22 protein-coding genes are annotated in these 25,776 nt (G+C 71.5%); 19 read left to right on the top strand and 3 right to left on the bottom strand.

The window, feature by feature from the left end:
• Positions 1-84 precede the first annotated feature (84 nt).
• Positions 85-1,419, top strand: a complete 1,335-nt coding sequence (locus tag GWK25_RS28970; protein ID WP_215454352.1) for an OFA family MFS transporter — start codon at positions 85-87, stop codon at positions 1,417-1,419.
• Positions 1,385-1,522, top strand: a complete 138-nt coding sequence (locus GWK25_RS28965; RefSeq protein WP_215454351.1) for a hypothetical protein — start codon at positions 1,385-1,387, stop codon at positions 1,520-1,522. Before GWK25_RS28970 ends, GWK25_RS28965 begins: the two co-directional genes overlap by 35 nt.
• Positions 1,523-1,576: 54 nt before the next feature.
• On the opposite strand, the gene GWK25_RS28960 is transcribed toward GWK25_RS28965, so the two are convergent.
• Complete coding sequence (locus GWK25_RS28960; RefSeq protein WP_215454350.1) at positions 1,577-3,016, bottom strand: hypothetical protein; 1,440 nt, start codon at positions 3,014-3,016, stop codon at positions 1,577-1,579.
• A 189-nt stretch (positions 3,017-3,205) separates the two neighbouring features.
• Positions 3,206-3,676, bottom strand: a complete 471-nt coding sequence (locus tag GWK25_RS28955) for a GtrA family protein (protein ID WP_215454349.1) — start codon at positions 3,674-3,676, stop codon at positions 3,206-3,208.
• 113 nt (positions 3,677-3,789) lie between these two features.
• On the opposite strand from GWK25_RS28955, the gene GWK25_RS28950 reads away from it, so the two are divergent.
• Positions 3,790-4,788, top strand: coding sequence for a glycosyltransferase family 2 protein (locus GWK25_RS28950; RefSeq protein WP_215454348.1), 999 nt, complete (start codon positions 3,790-3,792; stop codon positions 4,786-4,788).
• Positions 4,789-4,816: 28 nt separating this feature from the next.
• Here the strand turns inward: GWK25_RS28950 and GWK25_RS28945 are convergent, their stop codons facing one another.
• On the bottom strand, positions 4,817-5,365 hold the full coding sequence (locus GWK25_RS28945) for a YciI family protein (protein ID WP_215454347.1): 549 nt from the start codon (positions 5,363-5,365) through the stop codon (positions 4,817-4,819).
• A 281-nt stretch (positions 5,366-5,646) separates the two neighbouring features.
• On the opposite strand from GWK25_RS28945, the gene GWK25_RS28940 reads away from it, so the two are divergent.
• From GWK25_RS28940 to GWK25_RS28865, 16 genes are all read left to right on the top strand, one after another.
• A complete protein-coding gene (locus tag GWK25_RS28940; RefSeq protein WP_215454346.1) occupies positions 5,647-6,270 on the top strand; it encodes a hypothetical protein in 624 nt (207 codons plus the stop codon).
• A gap of 213 nt (positions 6,271-6,483) precedes the next feature.
• Positions 6,484-7,341: a serine/threonine protein kinase gene (locus GWK25_RS28935; protein ID WP_251829078.1), complete on the top strand. Its 858-nt coding sequence runs from the start codon at positions 6,484-6,486 to the stop codon at positions 7,339-7,341.
• An 878-nt stretch (positions 7,342-8,219) separates the two neighbouring features.
• On the top strand, positions 8,220-9,158 hold the full coding sequence (locus GWK25_RS28930; protein WP_215454344.1) for a beta-ketoacyl-ACP synthase III: 939 nt from the start codon (positions 8,220-8,222) through the stop codon (positions 9,156-9,158).
• Positions 9,159-9,369: 211 nt separating this feature from the next.
• Positions 9,370-10,044 (top strand): GntR family transcriptional regulator, encoded by a 675-nt coding sequence (locus tag GWK25_RS28925; protein ID WP_215454343.1) that lies wholly within the window; start codon positions 9,370-9,372, stop codon positions 10,042-10,044.
• A 360-nt stretch (positions 10,045-10,404) separates the two neighbouring features.
• Entirely contained in the window at positions 10,405-11,586 is a 1,182-nt protein-coding gene (locus tag GWK25_RS28920) for an ROK family transcriptional regulator (RefSeq protein ID WP_215454342.1), read from the top strand.
• A 140-nt stretch (positions 11,587-11,726) separates the two neighbouring features.
• Positions 11,727-13,310, top strand: coding sequence for a sugar ABC transporter ATP-binding protein (locus GWK25_RS28915; protein WP_215454341.1), 1,584 nt, complete (start codon positions 11,727-11,729; stop codon positions 13,308-13,310).
• Entirely contained in the window at positions 13,307-14,326 is a 1,020-nt protein-coding gene (locus GWK25_RS28910) for an ABC transporter permease (protein WP_215454340.1), read from the top strand. Before GWK25_RS28915 ends, GWK25_RS28910 begins: the two co-directional genes overlap by 4 nt.
• A 35-nt stretch (positions 14,327-14,361) precedes the next feature.
• On the top strand, positions 14,362-15,399 hold the full coding sequence (locus GWK25_RS28905) for a substrate-binding domain-containing protein (protein ID WP_215454339.1): 1,038 nt from the start codon (positions 14,362-14,364) through the stop codon (positions 15,397-15,399).
• 134 nt (positions 15,400-15,533) lie between these two features.
• Positions 15,534-16,979 (top strand): Gfo/Idh/MocA family protein, encoded by a 1,446-nt coding sequence (locus GWK25_RS28900; RefSeq protein ID WP_215454338.1) that lies wholly within the window; start codon positions 15,534-15,536, stop codon positions 16,977-16,979.
• 12 nt (positions 16,980-16,991) lie between these two features.
• Positions 16,992-17,996 carry a sugar phosphate isomerase/epimerase gene (locus GWK25_RS28895; RefSeq protein ID WP_215454337.1) on the top strand — a complete coding sequence of 335 codons (1,005 nt, stop codon included), beginning with the start codon at positions 16,992-16,994 and terminating at the stop codon, positions 17,994-17,996.
• Between the two features lie 83 nt (positions 17,997-18,079).
• Positions 18,080-20,581 (top strand): PQQ-dependent sugar dehydrogenase, encoded by a 2,502-nt coding sequence (locus tag GWK25_RS28890; protein ID WP_215454336.1) that lies wholly within the window; start codon positions 18,080-18,082, stop codon positions 20,579-20,581.
• A 9-nt stretch (positions 20,582-20,590) separates the two neighbouring features.
• Positions 20,591-22,018: a ThuA domain-containing protein gene (locus tag GWK25_RS28885; protein ID WP_215454335.1), complete on the top strand. Its 1,428-nt coding sequence runs from the start codon at positions 20,591-20,593 to the stop codon at positions 22,016-22,018.
• 120 nt (positions 22,019-22,138) lie between these two features.
• Positions 22,139-23,299 (top strand): inositol-3-phosphate synthase, encoded by a 1,161-nt coding sequence (locus GWK25_RS28880; RefSeq protein ID WP_215454334.1) that lies wholly within the window; start codon positions 22,139-22,141, stop codon positions 23,297-23,299.
• Positions 23,296-24,237 (top strand): sugar phosphate isomerase/epimerase, encoded by a 942-nt coding sequence (locus tag GWK25_RS28875; protein WP_215454333.1) that lies wholly within the window; start codon positions 23,296-23,298, stop codon positions 24,235-24,237. The genes GWK25_RS28880 and GWK25_RS28875 overlap by 4 nt, the downstream gene beginning before the upstream one ends.
• Positions 24,234-24,926, top strand: a complete 693-nt coding sequence (locus GWK25_RS28870; RefSeq protein ID WP_374200644.1) for an EboA domain-containing protein — start codon at positions 24,234-24,236, stop codon at positions 24,924-24,926. The genes GWK25_RS28875 and GWK25_RS28870 overlap by 4 nt, the downstream gene beginning before the upstream one ends.
• Positions 24,926-25,774 (top strand): TatD family hydrolase, encoded by an 849-nt coding sequence (locus tag GWK25_RS28865; protein ID WP_215454332.1) that lies wholly within the window; start codon positions 24,926-24,928, stop codon positions 25,772-25,774. The genes GWK25_RS28870 and GWK25_RS28865 overlap by 1 nt, the downstream gene beginning before the upstream one ends.
• Positions 25,775-25,776: the final 2 nt, after the last annotated feature.

The raw sequence follows: 25,776 nt of genomic DNA, 5'->3' as shown, positions 1-25,776 counted from the left end.
TCGGCGCGCGGTGGATACCGTTCATCGCATACGGTCGACGTGCCGCCTTCTCAACTCCCCCGCCACTCCCTACCGTCCGGGATCATGAGTCCCCCCGTCGCGCCTCCGGGCTGGAGCCGCTGGCTCGTCCCCCCGGCCGCACTCTCCGTACATCTCTCCATCGGGCAGGCCTACGCCTGGAGCGTCTTCAAGCCGCCACTCGAATCGGCGCTCGGCCTCAGCGGCACCCAGAGCGCCCTGCCCTTCCAGCTGGGCATCGTCATGCTGGGCCTGTCCGCCGCGTTCGGCGGCACCCTCGTCGAGCGCAACGGGCCGCGCTGGGCGATGACCGTCGCGCTGATCTGCTTCTCCTCCGGCTTCCTGCTCGCCTCCCTCGGCGCGGCCACCGAGCAGTACTGGCTGATCGTCTTCGGCTACGGCTTCGTCGGCGGCATAGGCCTCGGCATCGGCTACATCTCGCCCGTCTCGACCCTGATCAAATGGTTCCCGGACCGGCCCGGCATGGCCACCGGCATCGCGATCATGGGCTTCGGTGGCGGCGCGCTGATCGCCTCGCCCTGGTCCGCCCAGATGCTGGAGTCCTTCGGCTCCGACTCCTCCGGCATCGCCCTCGCCTTCCTGGTGCACGGACTGTCGTACGCCGTGTTCATGCTGCTCGGCGTACTGCTGGTCCGGGTGCCGCGCTCCGAGCGGCCGGTCGACAGCGCACCGAGCGTGCTCGCGGGCCCGCAGGTCTCGGCCCGCAACGCCATCCGCACCCCGCAGTTCTGGTGCCTGTGGGTCATTCTGTGCATGAACGTGTCCGCGGGGATCGGCATCCTGGAGAAGGCCGCCCCGATGATCACGGACTTCTTCGCGGACTCCTCCACCCCGGTCACCGTCACCGCGGCCGCCGGTTTCGTCGCGCTGCTCTCCGCGGCCAACATGACGGGCCGTATCGTCTGGTCCTCGACGTCCGACCTCATCGGGCGCAAGAACATCTACCGCGTCTACCTCGGCGTCGGCGCGCTGATGTACCTGCTGATCGCGCAGTTCGGCGACGCCTCCAAGCCGCTGTTCATCGTCTGCGCCCTGGTGATCCTGTCCTTCTACGGCGGCGGCTTCGCCACGATCCCCGCCTATCTGAAGGACCTCTTCGGCACCTACCAGGTCGGCGCCATCCACGGCCGGCTGCTCACCGCCTGGTCCACGGCCGGTGTCCTCGGACCGCTGATCGTCAACTGGATCGCCGACCGGCAGGAGGAGGCGGGCAAGTCCGGCTCCGACCTCTACGGCACGTCCTTCTTCATCATGATCGGGCTGCTCGTCGTCGGCTTCGTCGCCAACGAACTGGTCCGGCCCGTCCACCCCCGCTTCCATATCCCCGCCCCGAGGGAGGCCGCCGATGTCGTCCAGCGACAGCAGTCCGAACCCGCCTGACCGGCGCCCCCTGATCGCCTTCGCGTGGGTCTGGGTGGGCGTCCCGCTCGCCTACGGGCTCTACGAACTCGTACGGAAGGCGACGCAACTCTTCACCGGGTGAGTGCCACGACCGTGCTGTGGCGATGCCGATGCCGGGGAACCGGCATCGGCACACTCATGTCGCGGACCGGTCCTCGGTGGCCGTCGGCTGATGTGCCGTCACGGCGGTGGGGAGGGTGACGGCGGCGCTGTCGTGCCGGACGCCGGAGCCCGTCGTGGGCCGGTCGGGGGTGGCGCGGTCGACCCACAGCAGCAGCAGACCGAGCGCGCAGGCGAGCGCCGGCCAGTAGACGTAGCGGTAGTTCGTCGCCGGGACGATGGGCAGGTAGCCGAGCACGTACGCCAGCGAGCTGATGCCCAGCGCCCGGATCGGCAGGGAGAACCTCCCTCTGCCCGGACGGACGGTGAGCACGAGCGCGACGGCGAGCCAGAACCATCCCCGGAAGAGCGGCCGCAGATCGGTGGCCACACCGTTGACGTACGAGGCGAGGGTGGCCTCCAGCCGGGGACGGGCGACCTCGATGCCGAGGTCGTTGCCGAAGACCCCCGGCTGGTACACGTAGCCCGTCTCGAACAGCAGGGCGGTGAAGACCCGCAGCCGGTACTGGAGATAGCCGCTGACGTGTCCGCGCATCTCGCGCAGCCACAGGGAGGTGAGCTCGTCCGCGTCGCCGGCCATTCCGTCCGGCGAGCGTTCGTAGCAGGCCCAGTAGGCGTCCGACAGGGCGTCGACGCGGTCGCACTCCTCGGCGGCGGCCACCAGGCGGTCCCGCAGCTCCGGCCGCACGTCGGCCGACCGCAGTTCCTCCACGGTCAGGACGTGGACGAGGTCGTCGAGCACGATCTGCGCGCCCTGCTCCGTCTGCACGGGCCGCGCGATCAAGGAGATCGCCGCGGCGGGCAGGACGACCGCGGCCACCAGCGCCGCCGTGCACGCGGCCCACGTACGGCGCCCGGGGGAGTGCCACAGCGCGAGGACGAGCAGGACGAACATCGGGATCGCGGCGAGGAAGGCGTTCTTGCGCACGAGCACGGCGTAGGCGAGGAAGAACACGCCCAGCCAGAGCAGACCCCAGCGCATCCTGGGGGACGGTCCGCGGTCCCGCAGCCGCAGTCCGACGAACGCCACCGCGCAGGCCGCCAGCAGCGCGCAGGCCGCGTGCACGTCCTTCCAGACGACGCCGACGAAGGTCAGCACGGGGGGAGTCAGCCCGAGACCGAGGACGGCGAGCGAACCGGCCCGGCTCGCGGTCATCTCCCAGACGCACCGGGCGAGCACCCACAGCGCGCCCCAGAGGACGACGGACTGGAGGACGGCCATGGACGCGGGCGTTCCGGTGACGGCGATCAGCGCGCGCCACACCAGGCTCAGCACGGGCGGATGCCAGTCGGTCAGCGGCGTCCTGCCCATGGCCTGCCGGAGCTGGTCGATGCTGTCGGGACTCATGAACCCGGGGGTGAAGACGACGGACGTGCCCAGGCAACACGCCACGGCGAGCCCGGTCAGCCACCAGGTCCAGCGCTTTTCGCCCGAAATACGCACCTTTTGTCCCATGCGGCGGATGCTAACAGCGTCGACGGGGCCGAACGGGGCGGGGCGCGGCGGGGATCGGGCGAGGTGGGGACCAGGGCGCGGCGGGGACCAGGACGCGGCGGGGATCAGGACGCAATGGGGATCAGGGCGCGGCGGGGATCAGGACGCAATGGGGATCAGGGCGCGGCGGGGATCGGGTCGTGCTGCCGTTCAGGGCGCGACGAAGACGTAGCGCCGGTAGGTGACGAAGCGGAACAGGGTGGCGAGGACCCAGCCGAGGACGCGGGCGGCGTTGTCGCTCGCCATCGATTCCAGCCCGAGCAGATGCCGCGAGGCGAAGACCGTGCCCGCGGTGATGGCGACACCGACCGCGTTCACGAACAGGAACAGGGCCAGCTCCTGCGTCATGTTCTCGCGATGCCGGTGGCGGTAGGTCCAGTAACGGTTCCCCGCCCAGCTGAAGAGCGCCGCGGCGGACGTCGCGACGACGGAGGCCGGCACGGGGGCGGCTCGCATCACCCCGCCCTCCACGCCGCCGGGGAGACCGAACACCAGCAGGTTGTAGCCGCCGTTGTCCACCACGAAGGCCAGCGCCCCGACGACCCCGAACTTGGCGGCCTCGCGCCAGACACCCCGGACGGCATCGCGCACACGCAGCGCCACAGATACGAGGACCAGCACACGGCGAGAGTAACGACCCGGCGCGTCCTGACCGTCCGGACGCGCCCATAACGCATTATTTCCTATCGTCATCCGAAAATTCTGTCGTCATTCGACGCCGGGTCAGGTAGGGAGTGGCCGTGCAACCGACGATCGCGTGTGTCGTGCCGTGTCACAACGAGGAGGCCGCCGTCGGAAAGGTGGTGCGCGACCTGAGGATGGCGCTCCCGGAGGCGGACATCTACGTGTACGACAACGCCTCGACCGACCGCACGGTGGAGGTCGCCCGTGCGGCGGGCGCGATCGTCCGTCAGGAACCGCGCAAGGGAAAGGGCAACGTCATCCGGCGGGCCTTCGCCGATGTCGACGCCGACGCCCTGCTGCTCATCGACGGCGACGACACCTACGACGCGTCCCGGGCGCGCGACCTGGTCAACCTGCTCTTCGAGGGGCCGTACGACCAGGTGGTCGGCGCCCGCCGGGAGACCGTCAGCGCGGCCTACCGGGTGGGGCACGCGACCGGCAACAGGCTGCTCACCGGCGCGGTGCGGTTCCTGTTCGGCAACGACGTGACCGACATGCTGAGCGGCTACCGCGTCTTCTCGCGCCGCTTCGTCAAGTCCTTCCCGGCGCTGGCCCGCCAGTTCGAGACCGAGACCGAGATGACCATCCACGCGCTCCACCTCCGGCTGCCCACGGCCGAGGTGGAGGTGGACTACCGGGTCAGACCCGCCGGGAGCGAGAGCAAACTGCGCACCTTCCGGGACGGCTGGCGCATCCTGCGGGTCATCCTCGATCTCGCCCGGCGTGAGCGGCCCTCGCTCGTCCACACCGTGGTCGCGGGAATCCTGGCCTTCGTCTCGGTCGTCCTCGGCATCCCCGTCATCGCCGAGTTCATCCGCACGGGCACCGTGCCGCGCATCCCCACGGCGATCCTCGCCGCCGCGATCATGACGATCGCCGTGCTCGTCCTGCTCGTCGGCTACATCCTGGAGTCCCTGATGCACATGCGTCAGGAACACTCCCGTCTCGTGCACCTGGCCTACGCGGCACCGGGCCGCCGACCGCGCTACACGGGGCACCGGCCCGGCACCGGCCCCATGCCCGCCAGGAACGTCTCGGGCAGCCGTTGACCCGGTTCGTCCCGACGTCGAGACCGCCTCAGCGTCGGCCGCCGAACTCCCAGTCGTGGACCTCGACGGCTGCGTACCGGTCCGCGGTCAGGACGGCGCGTGCCGAGTCCGGGTCCGGGGCCCTGAGCAGCACGGCGGTCCCCAGCCACGCGGTGCCGTCGTCGGACAGCAGCGGCCCGTACGCGATCAGATCGTCCCGGTCGGACGGTACGTCGACGTCGGCGGCCGGCCCCGAGCCCAGGCCGAGCACCAGGTACCGATTGCCGCCGCCGGCGCCACCCGGAAACTCCCACATGGTGCGCCCCAGCAGGTTCCGCCACCGGCGCAGCAGCACGTCCCGGTACGCGCCCGCCTGGTAATTGGGCTCGTCGAAGGCGAACGCGCGGGCGGCGGCGGGATCGGGCAGGTCGACGATGTGCAGGCTGCCCGTGGGAGTCTCGCCGTCACCGGCGAACGTCGGGCCGCGCGCGATCAGCTCCTTCTCGTACCCGTCCATGTAGGACCAGTGCTGTTCCAGCAGTTCCTCGCGCAACGTGAGGGACCCGGGCCGGTCGCGGTGGTAGCAGAAGTACTCCATGATCAGACCCTCCCCGACATCCGCCGGCGGCTCAACGGACTTTCGCGACGGGCCCTTCGCGTCGTACGGCCCGATGTGGCCGCGACCGTGTCCCAGGCACCTATGTAACCGCTGGTCAGATGGGGTGGGATGGTTCCAGTGCTCTCGACGGGCCGTCGGCTGTTGCACCCGGCTGATGTGACCGCTGATGCTCTTGGTGTCGCACCGAGCGGGGCCCGGCTGACCACCGGTCTCATCGGGGCGTTCATGACCACGCACCACTCATCACAGGGGGAACACCCATGTCCATGCGGATGCGTACGAGCGCTCTCGCCGCTCTCGCCGTCGCCGCCCTCTCGGCGGGCGCGGTCCTCACCGCGCCGGCCGCCGGCGCCGCGACGAAGGCGGCCGCGCCCACGTTCCTGTCGGCGTCGCAGCTGCCGCCGCACCCGACGTCGTCCTGGACCGCCGGGCCGGTCACCGAGGGGTTCCCGGAGGCGCTCGGCGTCTGTGTGAGCACGGAGGGCGTGCTCGACTGGGACTACCGGCACCGGGAGTTCCGCACCGACGTGGACACCAGCGCCGTCCAGCTGACCGTCGTGACGGGCTCGGCCGGTCAGGCCAAGGCTCTGGCGAAGCACTACGACGACCTGATCCGCACCTGCGCCGACCGCCTGGAGGCGAACTCGCCCGACGTCGACGCCGAGGGCCGGGACTTCGGCACGCTGCCGGTCGAGGCGGGCGCCCACGTCCGCGGCGTGAACATCGAGACGGCGGGCGGCTCCACCGATGTCTCCCTGCTGTCGGTGGGACGGGACGGCAAGACCGTCACCGTCGTGCAGTGGCAGCAGCTGGGCGACTTCACCGGCGCGCCCGTGGACGCCTTCAAGAAGACCACGACCACGGCCGTCAACAAGCTCTACTGACCGGACCTCCACCGGATACGTGCCAGGGGCCGTCCTCCCGCCAGGGGGACGGAAGGACGGCCCCGTACCACTGCCCGCACACGGGGCCGGTGTGGAGATCGAACGGAACACTTTCCTGTGGCGTCCGAGACACATGCGGGCACCGCGACCTCGGTCGGCGGCGGTGTCCGTCAGGGGCGGACGGGACGGGGCGGCAAGGATCGGGGGCGTTGGATGAGCGGAGTGACTATTCATCTTCCGCGGGACGGACAGAGGCACGGAGGCGGTCACGGCCACGGGGTGGAGAACGGGGGCCACGTCGAGGCCCGGGGGCGAGGCACGGCGCCGGTGACCCTGCGTCTGGGACCGGGTGACGTCGCCCGGTTCGGGCGCGGTTCGGCCGACACCCCGGTGGAGGTGCGGCTCCGCGATCCGGCGGTCTCCCGGCTGGCGGGCGAGATACGGGTGACCGAGGACCACTGGCAGTTGAGCAACTTCAGTGCCACCCAGAGCTACCTGGTGGAGAACCCGGAGGGAGCCGGGGAGTACTTACGCGTGCCACCGCGCCGGGCCGGGGCACCCATCCCCTTCGAGTTCGCCCGGGTCGTTCTGCCCACCCGGGGGTCGACGGTGAGCTTCCAGGTGTTCGCGCCGGATCACGTGTACCTCGACGCCGACCGCGCGCAGCTCGCGGGCGGCCGGTGGGGGACGCAGACCCTCGTCGCCTACTCCCTGGACGAGACCGCCACCTACTTCCTGATCCTGGTGGCGCTCTGCGAGCCCCGGCTGCGCGACGAGTCGGTGATCGCCGTGCCGACCACGCCGCAGATCGTCGAACGTCTCAGGAACTGCCCGGGGTACCGCGGGCTCACCGCCCGCGCCGTCAGCTCCCACATCGACTACCTCGCCGAGGAGAAACTCCGGCTGGTCGCCGCCTCCCCGACGGACCCGGGGCCCGGCGCCCGCCGCAACGGCAAGCGCGAGGCGATCGTCGAGCTCGCACTCCGCTTCGGACTCGTCCGCGAGGAGCACCTGGGTCTGCTGCCTCGGCGAGTGGCGGAAGGCGTACGGGCGAGAGCGTGCGTCGGATGAGCGCGCCCCTGGCCCACTTACCGGCCGGCTACCGGGTGGGCGACTGGGAGGTCGGGGAACGGATCGCGAGCGGGGGCTGGGGAACCGTCCACGAGGGGCGGCCGGCGAGCCCGAGGGGCGACGAACCGCGAGGCCGGTCCGAGGGCGGGCGGGAGCGAGCCGTCGCGCTCAAGTTCCTGCCCACCGCCCAACTGGCCCCACGTCAGGCGCGTGCTCTCGTGGAGACCACCCGGCGCGAAGCCGAGTTCGGGCGCCGGACCCGCCATCCACGCCTGATCCGGATGCTCGACTCGGTCGTGCTCAGCGAACCCGGCGACTCCGTCCTGGACGGAGCCGTCGTCCTGGACCGGAGCGGCCGGAGCGGCCGCATGGACACCGGGGATCTACCCGCTGTTCTCGGGCGAGGTGGTGGAGCGGGATGTGTCGAGTTTCACTCGGGACTGGAGGCTGGGCCTGTGCGCCGCGCGAAGTGGCATCGCCTGTGTCTCGGTCGGCCAGGGCGACGGCAAGCACAGCCTCTTCCACCTGTACAAGTGCGACACGCGGTCTCTCGAACTTCATCGACGCGCTCGCTGTCGTCAACCACCAGACCGGCGGAGCCGAAGTCCACTTCTGGGGGCCCAAGTACCACCGGTACATCCCGGCGGACAACTCGAGGCACGAGGTCCCGAACCACGAGACGTACGACTTCGACCGCCTCGATCTCTGCTGAGGGCACATCGAGCCGGGCACGCCGATCACGCCGGAGCTCGTCGCGGGTCTGACAGAAGCCCACAACTCGGGCCGCGCTTTACTGTCGCCTCACCCGCCCTTGTACCCGTGAGTCACTGATCAGACTGGTGGATCCCGCTGACCACAGGCAACGAGGGGAACCACCCATGAACGGCTCGCGAATCGCCGCCGTCGGCCACTACCAGCCCGCCAAGGTCCTCACCAACAAGGACCTGGCGGGCCTGGTCGACACCAGTGACGAGTGGATCACGAGCCGAGTGGGCATCCGCACCCGGCACATCGCGGGCCCCGACGAGCCGGTGGACGAGCTGGCCGGGCACGCCGCCGCCAAGGCCCTTGCCGCCGCCGGACTCGGTCCCGAGGCCATCGACCTGGTCGTCGTCGCCACCTCCACCGCCGTCGACCGCTCCCCGAACATGGCGGCCCGGGTCGCGCACCGGCTCTCTATCCCGAACCCCGCCGCCATGGACGTCAACGTCGTGTGTGCCGGGTTCACCCACGCCCTCGCCACCGCCGACCACGCCGTCCGTGCGGGCGCCGCCACCCGGGCCCTCGTCATCGGCGCCGACAAGATGTCCGAGGTCACGGACTGGACCGACCGCACCACCTGTGTCCTCGTCGGGGACGGGGCGGGCGCGGCCGTCGTCGAGGCCGCCGAGGAGCCCGGCATCGGGCCGGTGCTGTGGGGATCGGTGCCCGAGATGGGCAACGCCGTACGGATCGAGGGCACCCCCGCCCGGTTCGCGCAGGAGGGGCAGAGCGTCTACCGGTGGGCCACCACCAAACTGCCGCCCATCGCCCGCGCCGCCTGCGAGAAGGCCGGGCTCACCCCCGCCGACCTCGCCGCGGTCGTGCTGCACCAGGCCAACCTGCGCATCATCGAGCCCCTCGCCGAGAAGATCGGCGCGGTGAACGCCGTCGTCGCCAAGGACGTCGTCCACTCCGGCAACACCTCGGCCGCCAGTATCCCCCTGGCCTTCTCCAAGCTCGTCGAACGCGGCGAGATCTCCTCCGGCGACCCGGTGCTGCTGTTCGGCTTCGGTGGCAACCTCTCCTACGCCGGACAGGTGGTCCGCTGCCCCTGAGCAGGGCGTTCGTGAACCGACAACGGGGATGTGACGAGCCCGACCCTCCATCGGGCTGGCCATTGTGGCCCGTAGACTGTAGACGAAAGCCAATCCATACTGGCTGGTGACTTGGATTTTCCCGTTCTTCCGGGTTCCTCCGAGTTCTTTCCCGTACGGGCCGTTGACTTTCCGTGTGCGTGACATCCAGTGGTGCTCTGGAGGGGACCCCATGTTGTCGACAGGACTTCCGCAAGGGGCCGTGCCCAAGCTCGAACGCCCCGGTCCGCTGCGCGACCGCGTCTACGAGGCCCTGCTCGAGCTCATCACCACCCGTGCGCTGCGCCCCGGCCAGCACCTCGTCGAGAGCGAACTCGCCGGGCACCTCGGGGTCTCCCGGCAGCCCGTCCGCGAGGCCCTGCAGCGGCTCAACACGGAGGGGTGGGTCGACCTGCGGCCCGCCCAGGGCGCGTTCGTGCACGAGCCGACGGAGGCGGAGGCCGACCAACTCCTCACGGTGCGCACCCTGCTGGAGGCCGAGGCCGCCCGGCTCGCGGCGGCGAACGCCGGTACGGCGGGCATCGCGGCCCTGGAGGAGCTCTGCGCGGAGGGCGAGCGGGCCGTCGAGGCCGACGACGTCGACGCGGCCGTCGCCCTCAACGCCCGCTTCCACGCGAAGGTCATGGAGCTGGCCGGCAACACGGTCCTCGCCGAACTCGCCGCCCAGGTCGACCGCCGTGTCCGCTGGTACTACACCCCCGTCGCCCGGCAACGCGGCCACCAGTCCTGGATCGAACACCGCGAGCTCATCGCGGCGATCTCGGGCCGCGACGAACAGCGGGCAACGGAGGTCATGCGGGCCCACACGGAACACACCCGTAAGACGTATCACGAGCGGGAGAAGTGACGGAGACTCACGAACAGGGCGGCCGCCGTCTCTGAGGCGGCCGCCCTTTTCGCGCGCCGCCGACGCGAGCGCCATGCCGTCGTGGACCTCGGCGTCTTGGGCCTCGGCTGCATGGGCCTCGGCCCTCGTGGACCTCGGTGTCGGCGGTCGCCCACACCCTCCGGGGCGTGCCCGTCCCTGCCCGCCGCCGCGACGCCCTTTGTCCTCTCAGTGGAGAAAGTTGACGGCAATTCGTGCGCAACTTCTTCCCAGCCCCGGCAGCCGCTGCTACGTTCCCCTGCGAAAGGTCGGTCGCGACGAAGTGGCCGGAACCCGACGGACGTTGCGGCCGATCGAGGCGGGGAGGGGCTTGTGAGACGCATGACGGCTCGACCCGCGAACGCGCATCAGGCACGGCTGCTGCGGCTGTTGCGGGACGGAGGGCCCAACTCGCGTGCCCAGCTGGGCGATCGGGTGGACCTCTCGCGGTCGAAACTGGCCGTGGAGGTGGACCGGCTCCTGGAGACGGGACTGGTCGTGGCCGACGGGCTCGCCGCCTCGCGCGGTGGCCGCCGGTCGCACAACATCCGCCTCGCTCCCCAACTGCGTTTCCTGGGCGTGGACATCGGCGCCACCTCGATCGATGTGGGCGTCACCAACGCCGAGTTGGAGATCCTCGGGCACATCAACCAGCCGATGGACGTCAGGGAGGGCCCGGTCGCCGTCTTCGAGCAGGTGCTGTCCATGGCGGCCAAGCTCAGGGCATCCGGGCTCGCGGAAGGGTTCGACGGCGCCGGCATCGGCGTCCCCGGACCGGTCCGCTTCCCGGAGGGCGTCCCGGTCGCCCCGCCGATCATGCCGGGCTGGGACGGGTTCCCGGTCCGCGAGGCGCTCAGTCAGGAACTCGGCTGCCCCGTCATGGTCGACAACGACGTGAACCTGATGGCGATGGGGGAGATGCACGCGGGCGTGGCCCGTTCCGTGGGCGACTTCCTCTGCGTCAAGATCGGCACCGGCATAGGCTGCGGCATCGTCGTCGGCGGTGAGGTCCACCGCGGTACGACGGGCAGCGCCGGCGACATCGGGCACATCCTCGCCGTACCGGACGGCCGCCCCTGCGCCTGCGGCAACCGGGGCTGTCTGGAGGCCCACTTCAGCGGCTCCGCGCTCGCCCGCGACGCCAGGGAGGCCGCCCAGCAGGGACTCTCGGCGGAACTCGCCGCGCGTCTGGAGACCAACGGCACCCTCACCGCCGTCGACGTGGCCGCCGCGGCCGCAGCCGGCGACGCCACCGCGCTCGACCTGATACGCGAGGGCGGCAACCGCACCGGCCAGGTCATCGCCGGACTCGTCAGCTTCTTCAATCCCGGCCTGGTGGTGATCGGCGGCGGGGTGACCGGCCTCGGCCACACCCTGCTCGCCGCCATCCGCACCCAGGTCTACCGTCAGTCACTGCCCCTCGCGACCGGCAATCTGCCCATCGTGCTGGGGGAGTTGGGGCCCACCTCCGGAGTCATCGGCGCGGCCCGTCTCATCAGCGACCACCTGTTCTCACCCGCGTGAGCCCTCGTCCGTTCGCACCCGCCTAGGCCCTCGTCCCTCGGGGCCCGCCAGTACAGCGCTCTGCTTCGCCCTGCCCGAAACGCCTGCCCAGCAGACGGCTTCGCCCTGAAACCGGCCCGCACGCCCGCCAAGGGGAACTCATGGCACCAGAATTACCGCTGCTCACCATGTCCGGCATCACCAAGTCGTTCCCCGGAGTCCGGGCCCTGGACGGCGTCGACCTCGATGTCCAGGCCGGAGAGGTCCACTGCCTGCTCGGCCAGAACGGCGCCGGTAAGTCCACCCTGATCAAGGTTCTGGCCGGCGCCCACCAGCCCGACGACGGCACCATCACCTGGCGGGGCGAGCCCGTCACCCTGAAGTCCCCGATCGCCGCCATGCGCCTCGGCATCGCCACCATCTACCAGGAACTCGACCTGGTCGAGGGGCTGTCGGTGGCCGAGAACGTCCACCTCGGGCACGAGCCCACCGCGGCGGGCTTCGTCGTACGGGGGAAGGCGGCGCGGGCGTCGACGGCCGCGCTGCTCAGGCGACTCGGACATCCGGAGGTCGATCCGTCGCGGCTGGTCGGCGAGTTGTCGGCGGCCCAGCAGCAGATCGTGTCCATGGCGCGGGCGCTCTCCCACGACGTACGGCTGATCGTGATGGACGAACCGTCGGCCGCCCTCGACCCGGACGAGGTCGACAACCTGTTCAGGATCGTCGGCGACCTGACCGCCGACGGCGTTGCCGTCGTCTACATCTCGCACCGCCTGGAGGAGATCCGCCGGATCGGCGACCGGGTGACCGTACTGAAGGACGGGCGGGCCGTGGCGGGCGGGCTGCCCGCGAAGTCCACGCCGACGCGCGAGGTCGTGGCCCTGATGACCGGGCGCAACGTCGAGTACGTCTTCCCCGACCGCCCGCCCGCGCCCCCCGCAGCCGTCGAGCCCGTCCTTGAGGTGCGGGGCCTGGCGCGCGCCGGGGAGTTCGAGCCGTTCGACCTGGAGGTGCGGCCCGGCGAGATCGTGGGGCTCGCCGGACTCGTCGGCTCCGGACGCTCGGAGATCCTGGAGACGATCTACGGCGCCCGCAAGCCGACTGCCGGTCAAGTCAGCGTCGACGGACGCAAGTTGAGGCTGGGAAGTGTGCGGGCCGCCGTACGGGCCGGGCTCGGGCTCGCCCCCGAGGAGCGCAAGGCGCAGGCGCTGCTGATGCTGGAGTCCGTCACCAGAAACGTTTCCGTGTCGTCGATGTCCCGCTTCGCGCGCGTCGGCTGGATCGACCGGGCGGCGGAGTCGAAAGGGGCGCGCGCGGCGACCCGCGAGCTGTCCCTGCGCCCCGACAACCCGGCCGTCCCCGTCCGCACCCTCTCGGGAGGCAACCAGCAGAAGGCGGTCCTCGCCCGCTGGCTGCTGCGCGGCTGCCGGGTCCTGCTGCTCGACGAGCCGACCCGGGGCGTCGACGTCGGAGCCCGCGCCGAGCTGTACGCGGTGGTGCGCCGGCTCGCCGACGAGGGGCTCGCCGTGCTGCTGGTCTCCAGCGAGGTGCCCGAAGTCCTCGGCCTCGCCGACCGGGTGCTCGTCCTGCGCGAGGGCCGGGTCGTGCACACCGCGCCCGCTCGTGAACTCGACGAACACCGTGTCCTCGACCTCGTGATGGAAGGAAACCCGGTGGCCAGTGTGGCAAGTCCGGTGACCGGCGCGGGGAGCCCCGCGACCGGCGAAGGGAGCCCGGCGTCATGACCCAGCCCGTGTCCCCGCCCCGGGGCAGCGCCGACAAGGTGGCCCCCGTCAGTGAACCGCCGGCCTGGCGCACCCTCGTGTTCCGCGCCGACGTCCGCACCCTCTCGCTGCTCGGGGTCCTGGCGGCGCTGATCGTGATCGGCGGCGCCACCCGGCCCGACGAGTTCCTCGACACCCGCAACCTCCAACTCGTCCTCACCCAGGCCTCGGTCATCGGTGTCGTCACCGTCGGCATGACCTTCGTCATCACCTCCGGCGGCATCGACCTGTCCGTGGGGGCGATCGTCGCCCTGGCGTCGGTCTGGGCGACGACCGTCGCCACGCAGGAGTACGGCTTCGCCGGCATCCTCTTCACGGCGGTGATCGTCGGCGTCGGTTGCGGCCTGGTGAACGGACTGCTCATCGCCTACGGCGGGATGGTCCCCTTCATCGCCACCCTCGCCATGCTCGCCTCGGCACGCGGCCTCGCCCTCCAGATCACCGACGGCAGCACCCAGGTCGTCACCGTGGACGCCATCCTCGACCTCGGGGAACGCGACGCCTACGTCCTCGGCATCCCGCCGCTCGTCCTGGTCTTCGCACTCGTGACGATCATCGGCTGGCTCGTGCTGAACCGCACGACCTTCGGCCGGCGTACGGTCGCCGTCGGCGGCAACGCGGAGGCGGCCCGGCTCGCGGGCATCGACGTCCGCCGCCAGCGGCTCTACCTGTACCTGCTCTCCGGGTTGTGCTGCGGCATCGCCGCCTTCTTGCTGATCGTGCTCTCCGGCTCGGGCCAGAACACCAACGGCAACCTCTACGAACTCGACGCCATCGCCGCCGCGATCATCGGCGGCACCCTGCTCAGCGGCGGCCGGGGCACCATCACCGGCTCCGTCCTCGGCGTCCTGATCTTCACCACGATCACCAACATCTTCGCCCTCAACAACCTGCAGAGCGACGTCCAGCAGATCGCCAAGGGCGCGATCATCGTCGCCGCGGTCCTGGTCCAGCGACGCACGGCCAGCACGACCTGACCGACCGAAGAGCCGACACGCGAAAGGTCCACGCCATGCCAGAGTTCACCAGCCGCAGAGGACTGCTCTTCGGGACCGCCGCCGTCTCGGCCGGCGCCCTCCTCGTAGGTTGCACCAGCAACGAGACCAAGGACGACCCGGCGGCGAACGACCAGCCCGCCGCCGACGACAAGCCCGGCAAGCCGGTCACCATCGGCTTCGCCGGACCGCAGGCCGACCACGGCTGGCTCAACGCGATCAACCAGAACGCCAAGAGCCGCGCCGAGCGGTACGAGGACGTCACCCTGGAGATCACCGAGGGGTCGAACGACACCGCCCAGCAGATCGGGCAGATCGAGACCCTCATCAACAAGAAGGTCGACGTCCTGGTGGTGCTGCCCGCGGACGGCAAGGCGCTCACCCAGGTCGGCCTCAAGGCGATGCGGGCCGGCATTCCCGTCGTCAACCTCGACCGCATCTTCAACTCCCCTCAGGCGTACCGCTGCTGGATCGGGGGCGACAACTACGGCATGGGTCTCAACGCCGGCCACTACATCGGCGAGAGGCTCAAGGACAAGAGCGACGCCCGGGTCATCGAGCTCGCCGGGCTCGACAACCTGGAGCTGACCAAGCAGCGCACCCAGGGCTTCGACGACGCCCTGAAGAACTACCCGAACATCAAGAAGGTCGCCCGGCAGGCGGCCGAGTTCACCGTCGAGTCCGGGCAGGCCAAGATGGCCCAACTCCTGCAGGCCCAGTCGAACTTCGACGCCCTGTGGAACCACGACGACGACCAGGGCGTCGGCGCCCTGCGCGCCATCGAGCAGGCCGGGCGCGACGATTTCCTGATGGTCGGCGGCGCGGGCGCGCTCTCCGCGTTCCAGGCGATCAAGAAGGACGACGGGGTGCTCAAGGCGACCGTCCTCTACCCGCCGACCATGGCCGCCTCCGCGATCGACCTCGCCCGCGCCCTCGGCCAGGGCAAGGGGGTCGGCGGCCTGGCCGAGTTCGAGATCCCGTCCTCGCTGACGCTGTACTCGGCCGTCGTCGACAAGGACAACGTCGACCAGTACATGGCCACCGGCTTCAAGTGACGGGTCCCGCCCGACGGACCCGACCGGGACCGCGGGCCCGACCGGAACCAGGGGCCGGGGCGACGCGGGGCCCGGCCCCGGACCACCGGGCCGGGCCCCACCCCCCACCGCGCCACCACGAGGAGGACACACGCATGGGACAGCCGCAGCAGCCCGACCAGGCCGAGGCGGAGGAGTCAGGAGCGCCGGGGCCCGCGGCGGGCACCGGGATCACGGCCGAGCCCGGCAGCCGGACCGCGGGAGGGGCCGCGGAGGCGGACGGCTCGGGGGCGGCGGGGTCGTCCGGGGCCGGGGCCGGAGTCGAGGTCGGCCCGGCCGGGGCCGGTCCTCGGGTCGGGTCGTGGCCCGCCGGGGTCGCCGGTGGGGCGGACAAGCCGCAGTTGCGGGTCGGGATGGTCGGATACGCCTTCATGGGAGCCGCGCACTCGCAGGGGTGGCGCACGGCGGGGCGGGTCTTCGACCTGCCGCTCGCCCCCGTGCTCGCCGCCGTCTGCGGGCGGGACGCCGACGCGGTACGGGCCATGGCGGACCAGCACGGGTGGGCGGGGACGGAGACCGACTGGCGGCGGCTGATCGCCCGCGACGACATCGACCTCGTGGACATCTGCACCCCCGGCGACAGCCACGCCGAGATCGCGCTCGCCGCGCTGGCCGCCGGCAAGCACGTGCTCTGCGAGAAGCCGCTCGCCAACACCGTCGCGGAGGCGGACCGGATGGCATCGGCGGCCGAAGAGGCTTACGCGCAGGGCAGGTTGGCGATGGTGGGCTTCAACTACCGCCGGTTGCCGGCCACCGCGCTCGCCCGCCGCATGGTCGCCGAGGGCCGACTGGGCGCCCTGCGCCACGTACGGGTGACGTACCTTCAGGACTGGCTCGTAGACCCGGAGTTTCCGCTGACCTGGCGGCTGCGCAAGGAGTCCGCGGGTTCCGGTGCGCTCGGTGATCTGGGCGCCCACATCGTCGACCTCGCGCAGTACCTGGCGGGCGAGCCGGTGGTCGGGGTGTCCGCCCTGATGGAGACCTTCGTCCGCGAACGGCCCCTGCCCGCCGGGGCGTCCAGCGGCCTCGCGTCCTCCGGCGCCACCGCCGGGCGGGGCGCCGTCACCGTCGACGACACGGCCCTGTTCACCGGCCGCTTCGCCTCCGGAGCCGTCGCCTCCTTCGAGGCCACCCGCTTCGCCACCGGCCGCAAGAACGCCCTGTGCATCGAACTCAACGGTGAACGCGGCTCGTTGGCCTTCGACCTCGAACGGCTCAATGAACTCTCCTACCACGACCACACCGAACCCGCCGCCCACGCCGGCTTCCGCCGCATCCTCGTCACCGAGCCCGACCACCCCTACCTCGACGCCTGGTGGCCGCCGGGGCACGGCCTCGGCTACGAGCACACCTTCGTCCACCAGGCCCGCGACCTGGTCCACGCCGTGGCGGCCGGCCGACGGCCCGAGCCCTCGTTCGCGGACGGGCTGCAGGTGCAGCGGGTGCTCGCGGCGGTCGAGGAGAGCGCCGAGAAGAACTCCGTCTACACCCCGACCCACTTCCCGTCCCCCGCACCGTCCCACACCCCCACAACGGTCTGAGGAGGCCCGCACATGCCGCGCGACTTCACGCTCTTCACCGGCCAATGGGCAGACCTCCCCCTCGAAGAGGTCTGCCGCCTCGCCCGCGACTTCGGCTACGACGGTCTCGAACTCGCCTGTTGGGGCGACCACTTCGAGGTCGACAAGGCCCTCGCCGACCCGTCGTACGTCGGCTCCCGCCATCAACTCCTGGAGAAGTACGGACTGAAGTGCTGGGCCGTCTCCAACCACCTGGTGGGGCAGGCGGTGTGCGACGCCATCATCGACGAACGCCACCGGGCCATCCTGCCCGCCCGCATCTGGGGCGACGGCGAGCCCGAGGGCGTACGCCGGCGGGCCGCCGCCGAGATGGCCGACACCGCGCGCGCCGCGGCCGCCCTCGGCGTGGACACCGTCATCGGCTTCACCGGCTCGGCCATCTGGCATCTGGTCGCCATGTTCCCGCCCGCCCCCGAGTCGATGATCGAGCGTGGATACGACGACTTCGCGATGCGCTGGAACCCGATCCTCGACGTCTTCGACGCCCAGGGCGTGCGGTTCGCGCACGAGGTCCACCCGAGCGAGATCGCCTATGACTACTGGACGACTCAGCGCGCACTGGACGCGGTCGACCGTCGCCCGGCGTTCGGACTGAACTTCGACCCCTCGCACTTCGTGTGGCAGGACCTCGACCCGGTCGGCTTCCTGTGGGACTTCCGCGACCGGATCTACCACGTCGACTGCAAAGAGGCCCGCAAGCGGCTCGACGGACGCAACGGCCGCCTCGGCTCGCACCTGCCCTGGGGCGACCCGCGCCGGGGCTGGGACTTCGTCTCGGCCGGCCACGGCGACGTCCCCTGGGAGGACGTCTTCCGGATGCTCCGCTCGATCGACTACCGGGGCCCGATCTCCGTGGAGTGGGAGGACGCCGGCATGGACCGGCTCCAGGGCGCCCCCGAAGCCCTCACGCGCCTCAAGGCGTTCGACTTCGAACCGCCGACGGCCTCGTTCGACGCGGCGTTCGGCGGCAACGAGTAACGCTTCCTCCGTCTTCCGGGGTGACGGCGCACCCCGGCGTACCGCACACCCCCGTACGACCAGCCCCTCACTGGAGGCATTTCGTGCACCCGTACGACGACAACAGACACCCCACCAGCGCCACCAGCACCTTCAGACGCCGCGGACTGCGCGGACCGATCGCCCTGCTGACCGGTCTGCTGCTCGCCGGTGCCTCGCTCTCCCTCACCGCGCCCCAGGCGGGCGCGGCCGACGCCGAGCCGAAGGCGGCGGCCGCCGAGGACTTCCAGCAGGTCACGCTCGCCAAGGGCGAGCCGGAGGTCGGCGAGCCGATGTCGCTCGCCGTCCTCCCCGACCGCTCGGTGCTGCACACCTCGCGCGACGGCGAACTGCGGCTGACCGACGCGGCGGGCAACACCAGGCTCGCCGGCAAGCTCGACGTGTACAGCCACGACGAGGAGGGCCTCCAGGGCATAGGCGTCGACCCGGGCTTCGCCGACAACCGCTTCATCTACCTGTACTACGCGCCGCCGTTGAACACCCCGGCCGGCGACGCCCCCGAGACCGGCACGGCCGCGGACTTCGCGCCCTTCGACGGCGTCAACCGGCTCTCCCGCTTCGTCCTGAAGACCGACGGCACCCTCGACAAGGCCAGCGAGAAGAAGGTCCTCGACGTCCCCGCCTCCCGGGGCATCTGCTGCCACGTCGGCGGTGACATCGACTTCGACGCGGCCGGGAACCTGTACCTCTCGACGGGCGACGACAGCAACCCGTTCCAGTCGGACGGCTTCACCCCCATCGACGAGCGGTCCAACCGCAATCCGGCCTTCGACGCCCAGCGCACCTCGGGCAACACCAACGACCTGCGCGGCAAGATCCTGCGCATCAAGGTGAACGCCGACGGCTCCTACTCCGTCCCCGACGGCAACCTCTTCGCACCCGGCACGGACAAGACCCGCCCCGAGATCTACGCGATGGGCTTCCGCAACCCGTTCCGGTTCAGCGTCGACAAGAAGACCGGCATCCTCTACGTCGGCGAGTACGGCCCCGACGCCGGCGCCGCCAGCGCCTCGCGCGGCCCCGCCGGTCAGGTCGAGTTCGCCCGGGTGACCAAGCCCGGCAACTTCGGCTGGCCGTACTGCACCGGCAAGAACGACGCCTACGTCGACTACGACTTCGCCACCGGCGCCTCGGGCGCGGCCTTCGACTGCGCGGCCCCGAAGAACACCTCGCCGAACAACACCGGCCTCACCGACCTGCCGCCCGCCGAGCCGGCCTGGATCCCCTACAACGGCAACTCAGTCCCGGAGTTCGGCGACGGCTCCGAGTCCCCGACGGGCGGCCCGGTCTACCACTACGACGCCTCGCTCGACTCCCCGGTGAAGTTCCCCGAGGCGTACGACGGCGACTTCTTCGCCGGTGAGTTCGGCCGCCGCTGGATCAAGCGGATCACCAGCGACGCCGACGGCACCGTGCAGTCGATCAACAACGTGCCGTGGACCGGCACCCAGGTCATGGACATGGCCTTCGGCCCGGACGGCGCGCTGTACGTCCTCGACTACGGCATCTCCTGGTTCGGCGGCGACGAGCACTCGGCCCTGTACCGCATCGAGAACGCCACCGACGGTCACTCCCCGGTCGCCCAGGCCGCCGCCGACCGCACCTCCGGCCAGGCGCGGCTGAAGGTCCGCTTCTCCTCCGCCGGCACCAGCGACCAGGACGGCGACGCCCTCACCTACAGCTGGGACTTCGGAGACGGCTCCACCTCCACGGCCGCGAACCCCACGCACACCTACAAGAAGAACGGCACCTACACGGCGACCGTGACCGCGAAGGACCCCTCGGGCCGCACCGGCAGCGCGGGCGTACGGATCGTGGTCGGCAACACCGCGCCCAAGGTGACGCTGGAACTCCCGCAGGACGGGCAGCTGTTCGCCTTCGGGGACGCCGTGCCGTTCAAGGTGAGGGTCAGCGACCCGGAGGACGGCCGCCCGATCGACTGCGCCAAGGTCAAGGTCACCTTCATCCTCGGCCACGACAGCCACGGCCACCCGGTGACCTCCGCCAACGGCTGCACCGGCACCATCCAGACCAGCGCCGACGGCGGCCACGACGAGAACGCCAACATCTTCGGGGTGTTCGACGCCGAGTACACCGACGGCGGAGGCGGCGGCCAGGAGCCGCTGACCACCCACGACCAGAACGTCGTCCAGCCCACCCACCGCCAGGCCGAGCACTACGGCGACTCCTCCGGCATCGCGGTCCAGTCGAAGCCCACGGCCCACGGCGGCAAGACGGTCGGGGACATCTCCAACGGCGACTGGATCTCCTTCGAGCCGTACGTCCTGTCCAACGCCACGAAGATCACCGCGCGTGTCTCCTCCGGGGGCGCCGGCGGCAAGCTGGAGGTCCGAGCGGGCTCGCCGACCGGGCGTCTCCTCGGCAGCGCGACCGTGCCGGTGACCGGCGGGTGGGACACCTTCCAGGACGTCAGCGCCAACCTGTCCCGCGCCCCGCGCGGCACCACCACGCTGTATCTGGTGTTCAAGGGGAGCGGCTCGGGCGGCCTGTTCGACGTGGACGACTTCACCTTCACGAAGGGGTGAGGGGGCGTCATGCCGAGATACGGACGCACACGAGGACGCCTGTGGGCGGCGCTGGGTGGCGCCGCCCTGCTGATCGGCTGTGTGTCGGGGCCCGCCGTGTCGGATGACACGGGCGCCTCGGGAGGCCCTGACGGTCCCGGCGTCGCCGGGCACGGGGACGAGCGCCGGGTACTGGTCTTCTCCAAGACCGCGGGGTTCCGCCACGACTCGATCCCCGAGGGCGTCAAGGCCGTACGGGAACTGGGTGCCGCCCACGGATTCGTGGTCGACGCCACGGAGGACGCCGCCGCCTTCACCGCCCGCAACCTCGGGCGCTACGACGCGGTGGTCTTCCTCTCCACGACCGGTGACGTGCTGAACGCTGCCCAACAGGGCGCGTTCGAGCGGTACATCAGACGCGGGGGCGCCTATGTGGGTGTTCACGCCGCCGCCGACACCGAGTACGACTGGGCCTTCTACGGCGGGCTCGCGGGCGCGTACTTCCAGTCGCACCCCGCGATCCAGCCCGCGACGGTCGACGTCGAGGACCACGCCCACCCGGCCACCGCCGGACTGGGCGCCACCTGGAACCGCACGGACGAGTGGTACAACTACCGCTCCAACCCCCGTGACCGGGCCCATGTCCTCGCCTCGCTCGACGAGTCGTCGTACATGGGCGGCACCATGAACGGCGACCATCCGATCGCCTGGTGCCAGGAGTACCAGGGCGGCCGTGCCTTCTACACCGGCGGCGGCCACACCAAGGAGTCCTTCGCCGAACCCGCCTTCCGGCAGCACCTGCTGGGCGGCATCCGGTGGGCGATCGGCGAGGCCCAGGCCGACTGCCGTCCGGAGAACGGCTACCGGCCGCTGTTCGACGGCACCGCCGACTCGCTCGCGGCATGGCGGCAGGCGGGCCCGGGCTCCTTCACCCTCGACGACGACGGCACGATCACGTCGTCCGGCGGGATGGGCATGCTCTGGTACGCCGACCGGAGCTTCGGGTCCTACTCCCTGAAGCTCGACTGGAGGATGTCCGGCCCCTCGGGCGACGACAACTCCGGTGTCTTCGTGGGCTTCCCGCCCTCCGACGACCCCTGGTCGGCCGTGAACAACGGCTACGAGGTCCAGATCGACGCCACGGACGTACCCGAGAGGACGACCGGATCCGTCTACGGCTTCCGCTCCGCCGACATCGGCAAGCGCGACCGCGCCCTGAACCCGCCGGGGGAGTGGAACACGTACGAGATCCGCGTGGAGGGCGAGCGCCTCCGCGTCTGGCTCAACGGCGTGAAGATCAACGACTTCACCAACACGGATCCGGTACGGAGCCTGCGCGACGGTCACGTGGGCATCCAGAACCACGGATCCGCCGACCAGGTGTCCTTCCGCGACATCCGCGTCAAGGAACTGCCCGCGCGGGCCGCCGAGAGGGCGGACCCGACGCCGGGCGACTGAGCGACGGCGGGCGGGGGACGCCGGACCCCCGCCCGCCGTCTCGCCCCTTTCACCCCCACCGGGTGTGCTCACCCGCTCGACTCACTGGCTCGACTCACTGGCTCGACGAGGAGGCTGCCCATGTCCACGTCCGTGTCCGTTCCCCCCTCGAGCGTCGGCGTCTGGCTCATCGGGGCACGAGGCTCCGTCGCCACCACCGTCGTCGCCGGCTGCGCGGCCGTCACGGCGGGCCTGCACACCCCGACGGGCATGGTCACCGAGTCCCCCCTCTTCGCCGACACGGGCCTCCCGCCCCTCTCGTCCCTCGTCTTCGGCGGCCACGACACGGCCGGCTGCCCCCTGCCCAAACGGGCCGAGACCCTGGCGTCCGGCGGCGTCCTGCCCCACGACCTGCCGATGTCCGTCGCCGCCGAACTGGCCGCCACCGACGGGGAGATCAGGCCCGGCGGCCCCCTCCCGGGCGACACCCGGACGCCCGACGAACTGATCTCCTCCCACGCCGCCGACATCCAGGACTTCGTACGACGCCGGGGGCTGACCCGGGCCGTGGTGGTGAACGTGGCGTCGACGGAGCCCGCGCCCACCGGCGAGGCCCTGCCGCCGAGCTCCCTCTACGCGGCGGCCGCCCTGCGCGCCGGCTGCCCTTACGTCAACTTCACCCCGTCGACCGGCCTCCACCACCCGTCGCTGGCCTCCCTCGCCGCCTCCTCCGGCCTCCCGTACGCGGGCCGCGACGGCAAGACCGGGCAGACCCTCCTCCGCTCGGTCCTGGGCCCGATGTTCTTGCAGCGGGCGCTGACCGTCCGGGCGTGGTCCGGCACCAACCTGCTCGGCGGGGGCGACGGCGCCGCCCTCGCCGACCCGGCCGCCGCCGCTGCCAAGAACGCCGGCAAGGAGCGCGTCCTGACCGACAGCCTCGGGGTGACCCCCGAGGGCGAGACGCACATCGACGACGTCCCCGCCCTCGGCGACTGGAAGACCGCCTGGGACCACATCGCCTTCGACGGCTTCCTCGGCGCCCGGATGGTCCTCCAGACCACCTGGCAGGGCTGCGACTCCGCTCTCGCCGCCCCCCTGGTGCTCGACCTCGCCCGACTCCTGGCCCGCGCCCACGAAGTGGGCCTCTTTGGCCCCCTGGCCGAGCTGGCCTTCTATTTCAAGGACCCGGTGGGCGAGAGCCCGGCGGCACTGGGGGAGCAGTACGCGGAGTTGGCGGGGTTCGCGGAGCGATTGCGGCGGCACGACAGGGGCGGGCCGGGGCCGCGCGAGGAGACCCGATGAACCGCCCACCCACCCCCCTCTCCTTCGGCTACGGCACCAACGGCCTCGCCGATCTGCGGCTCGACGACGCGCTCGCCCTTCTGGCCGACCTCGGTTACGACGGGGTCGGTCTCACCCTCGACCACATGCACCTCGACCCGCTCGCGCCCGACCTCGCCGCCCGCACCCGGCGACTCGCGCGGCGGCTGGGCGAGCTCGGGCTGTCCGTCACCGTGGAGACCGGGGCCCGCTACGTGCTGGACCCGCGCCGCAAGCACGGTCCCACCCTGCTGGACCCCGACCCGGATGACCGCGCCCGCCGTGCCGACCTGCTGGTCCGTGCCGCGCGGGTCGCCGCCGACCTCGGCGCCCACGCCGTGCACTGCTTCAGCGGGGTCACGCCGCCCGGCACGGACGAGGACACCGCCTGGAAACGCCTCCCTGGCGCACTCACCCCCGTGATCGAAGCCGCCACCGCCGCCGGTGTCCCCCTCGCGATCGAACCCGAGCCCGGCCACCTCCTCGCCACGCTCGCCGACTTCCACCGTCTCCGCGCGGCCCTCGACAGCCCCGCCGTGCTCGGCCTCACCCTCGACATCGGCCACTGCCAGTGCCTCGAACCCCTCCCTCCGGCCGACTGCGTGCGCGCCGCCGCGCCCTGGCTGCGGCACGTCCAGATCGAGGACATGCGACGGGGCGTCCACGAGCATCTGCCGTTCGGCGAGGGCGAGATCGACTTCCCGCCCGTGCTGGAGGCCCTGGCCGCCGTCGGCTACGGCGCCCTGACCGTCGTCGAACTGCCCCGCCACTCCCACGCCGGCCCTCACCAAGCCGAGCGATCCCTCTCCTTCCTGCGCCGATCGCTCCGGCACCGATCGCTTCCGCACCGATCGCTCCCGCAGCGACCGCTTCCGAACCGAACCACCGGCCGCACCAGCCCTCCCGGGAGCAGCTCGTGATCCCTCGCCGCACCCCGCCCACGCCGACGGCCGACCACGCCCACCCGGCCCACACCACCCCCGCCGACCTGCGCCGCCACCTGGACGCCCACCTCCCGGGCGCCGCCCAGGCCTGGCTGGGCCGGGCCCTGGACGAGGCCGCCGAACACCCGGGCGCCCACGCTCCCGTCCCGGCCTGGGAGCTGCGCCTCGCCGAGGCGGGCAGGCGCTGCGGTACCGAGCACGCCGACGCCGTCCGCGTCCTGATTCTGCACGCGGCCCGTGCCGACACCGACACGCTCACCCGGGTCTACCGCCAGGGCACCGCCGACGAACGCCGCGCGGTCCTGCACGCGCTGTCGCACCTCGTGCCGGGCCCCGACGCGCTGCACCTCGTGGAGGACGCCCTGCGCACCAACGACACCCGCCTGGTCGCCGCCGCGCTCGGCCCGTACGCCGCCCGTCATCTGGCCCCGCACCCCTGGCGGCACGCCGTCCTGAAGTGCCTGTTCACCGGGGTGCGCGTCGGCGAGGTCGCCGACCTGCCCCGCCGTGCCGCGGGCGACACCGAACTCGCCCGTATGCTCCGCGCCTTCGCCGAGGAACGCACCGCCGCGGGCCGTCCCGTACCCGAGGACCTGCACCGCGTCCTGGCCCTGACCGCGCCCCCACCGGCCGCCGAGCCCGGCCTCGACGGCAAGGAGTCCTGATGCGCATCTTCGACCCCCACATCCACATGACGTCACGCACCACCGACGACTACGAGGCGATGCGCGAAGCGGGCGTCCGCGCGGTCGTGGAGCCGGCCTTCTGGCTGGGCCAGCCCCGCACATCGCCCGAGTCCTTCATCGACTACTTCGACTCCCTGCTCGGCTGGGAACCCTTCCGCGCCGCCCAGTACGGCATCGCCCACCACTGCGCGCTCGCCCTCAACCCCAAGGAGGCGAACGACCCGCGCTGCACCCCGGTCCTGGACCAGCTGCCCCGCTACCTGCTGAAGGACGGGGTGGTGGCGGTCGGCGAGATCGGCTACGACTCCATGACCCCGGCCGAGGACCACGCGCTCGAACAGCAGCTCCAGCTGGCCGCCGACCACGGCCTGCCCGCCCTCGTCCACACCCCGCACCGGGACAAGCTCGCCGGCCTGCGCCGCACCCTCGACGTCGTACGGGCCTCCGCCCTGCCCGTCGAACGGGTGCTGCTCGACCACCTCAACGAGACCACCGTCGAGGAGGCCAGGGAGAGCGGAGCCTGGCTCGGTTTCTCCGTCTATCCCGACACCAAGATGGACGAGGAGCGCATGGTCGCCGTTCTCAAGAAGTCCGGCCCGGAGAAGGTGCTGGTGAACTCCGCCGCCGACTGGGGCAGGAGCGACCCCCTCAAGACCCGCAAGGTGGCCGACGCCCTCCTCGCGGCCGGCTTCGACGAGGAAGACGTCGACCTGGTGCTGTGGCGCAACCCGGTGGCGTTCTACGGACTCAGCGGCCGGCTCGACCTGGACGTCGTCACGACGGACGCCACGCACGAGGGCAACAGCATCCTGCGCGGCGGTGAGTGACC

Origin of the sequence: Streptomyces sp. ATCC 21386 (genome assembly GCF_018728545.1) — a bacterium.
In the GTDB taxonomy this organism is placed as follows: domain Bacteria; phylum Actinomycetota; class Actinomycetes; order Streptomycetales; family Streptomycetaceae; genus Streptomyces.
The sequence above is the reverse complement of the archived record's forward strand: the minus strand, read 5'-3'. Positions and strand labels throughout refer to the sequence as shown.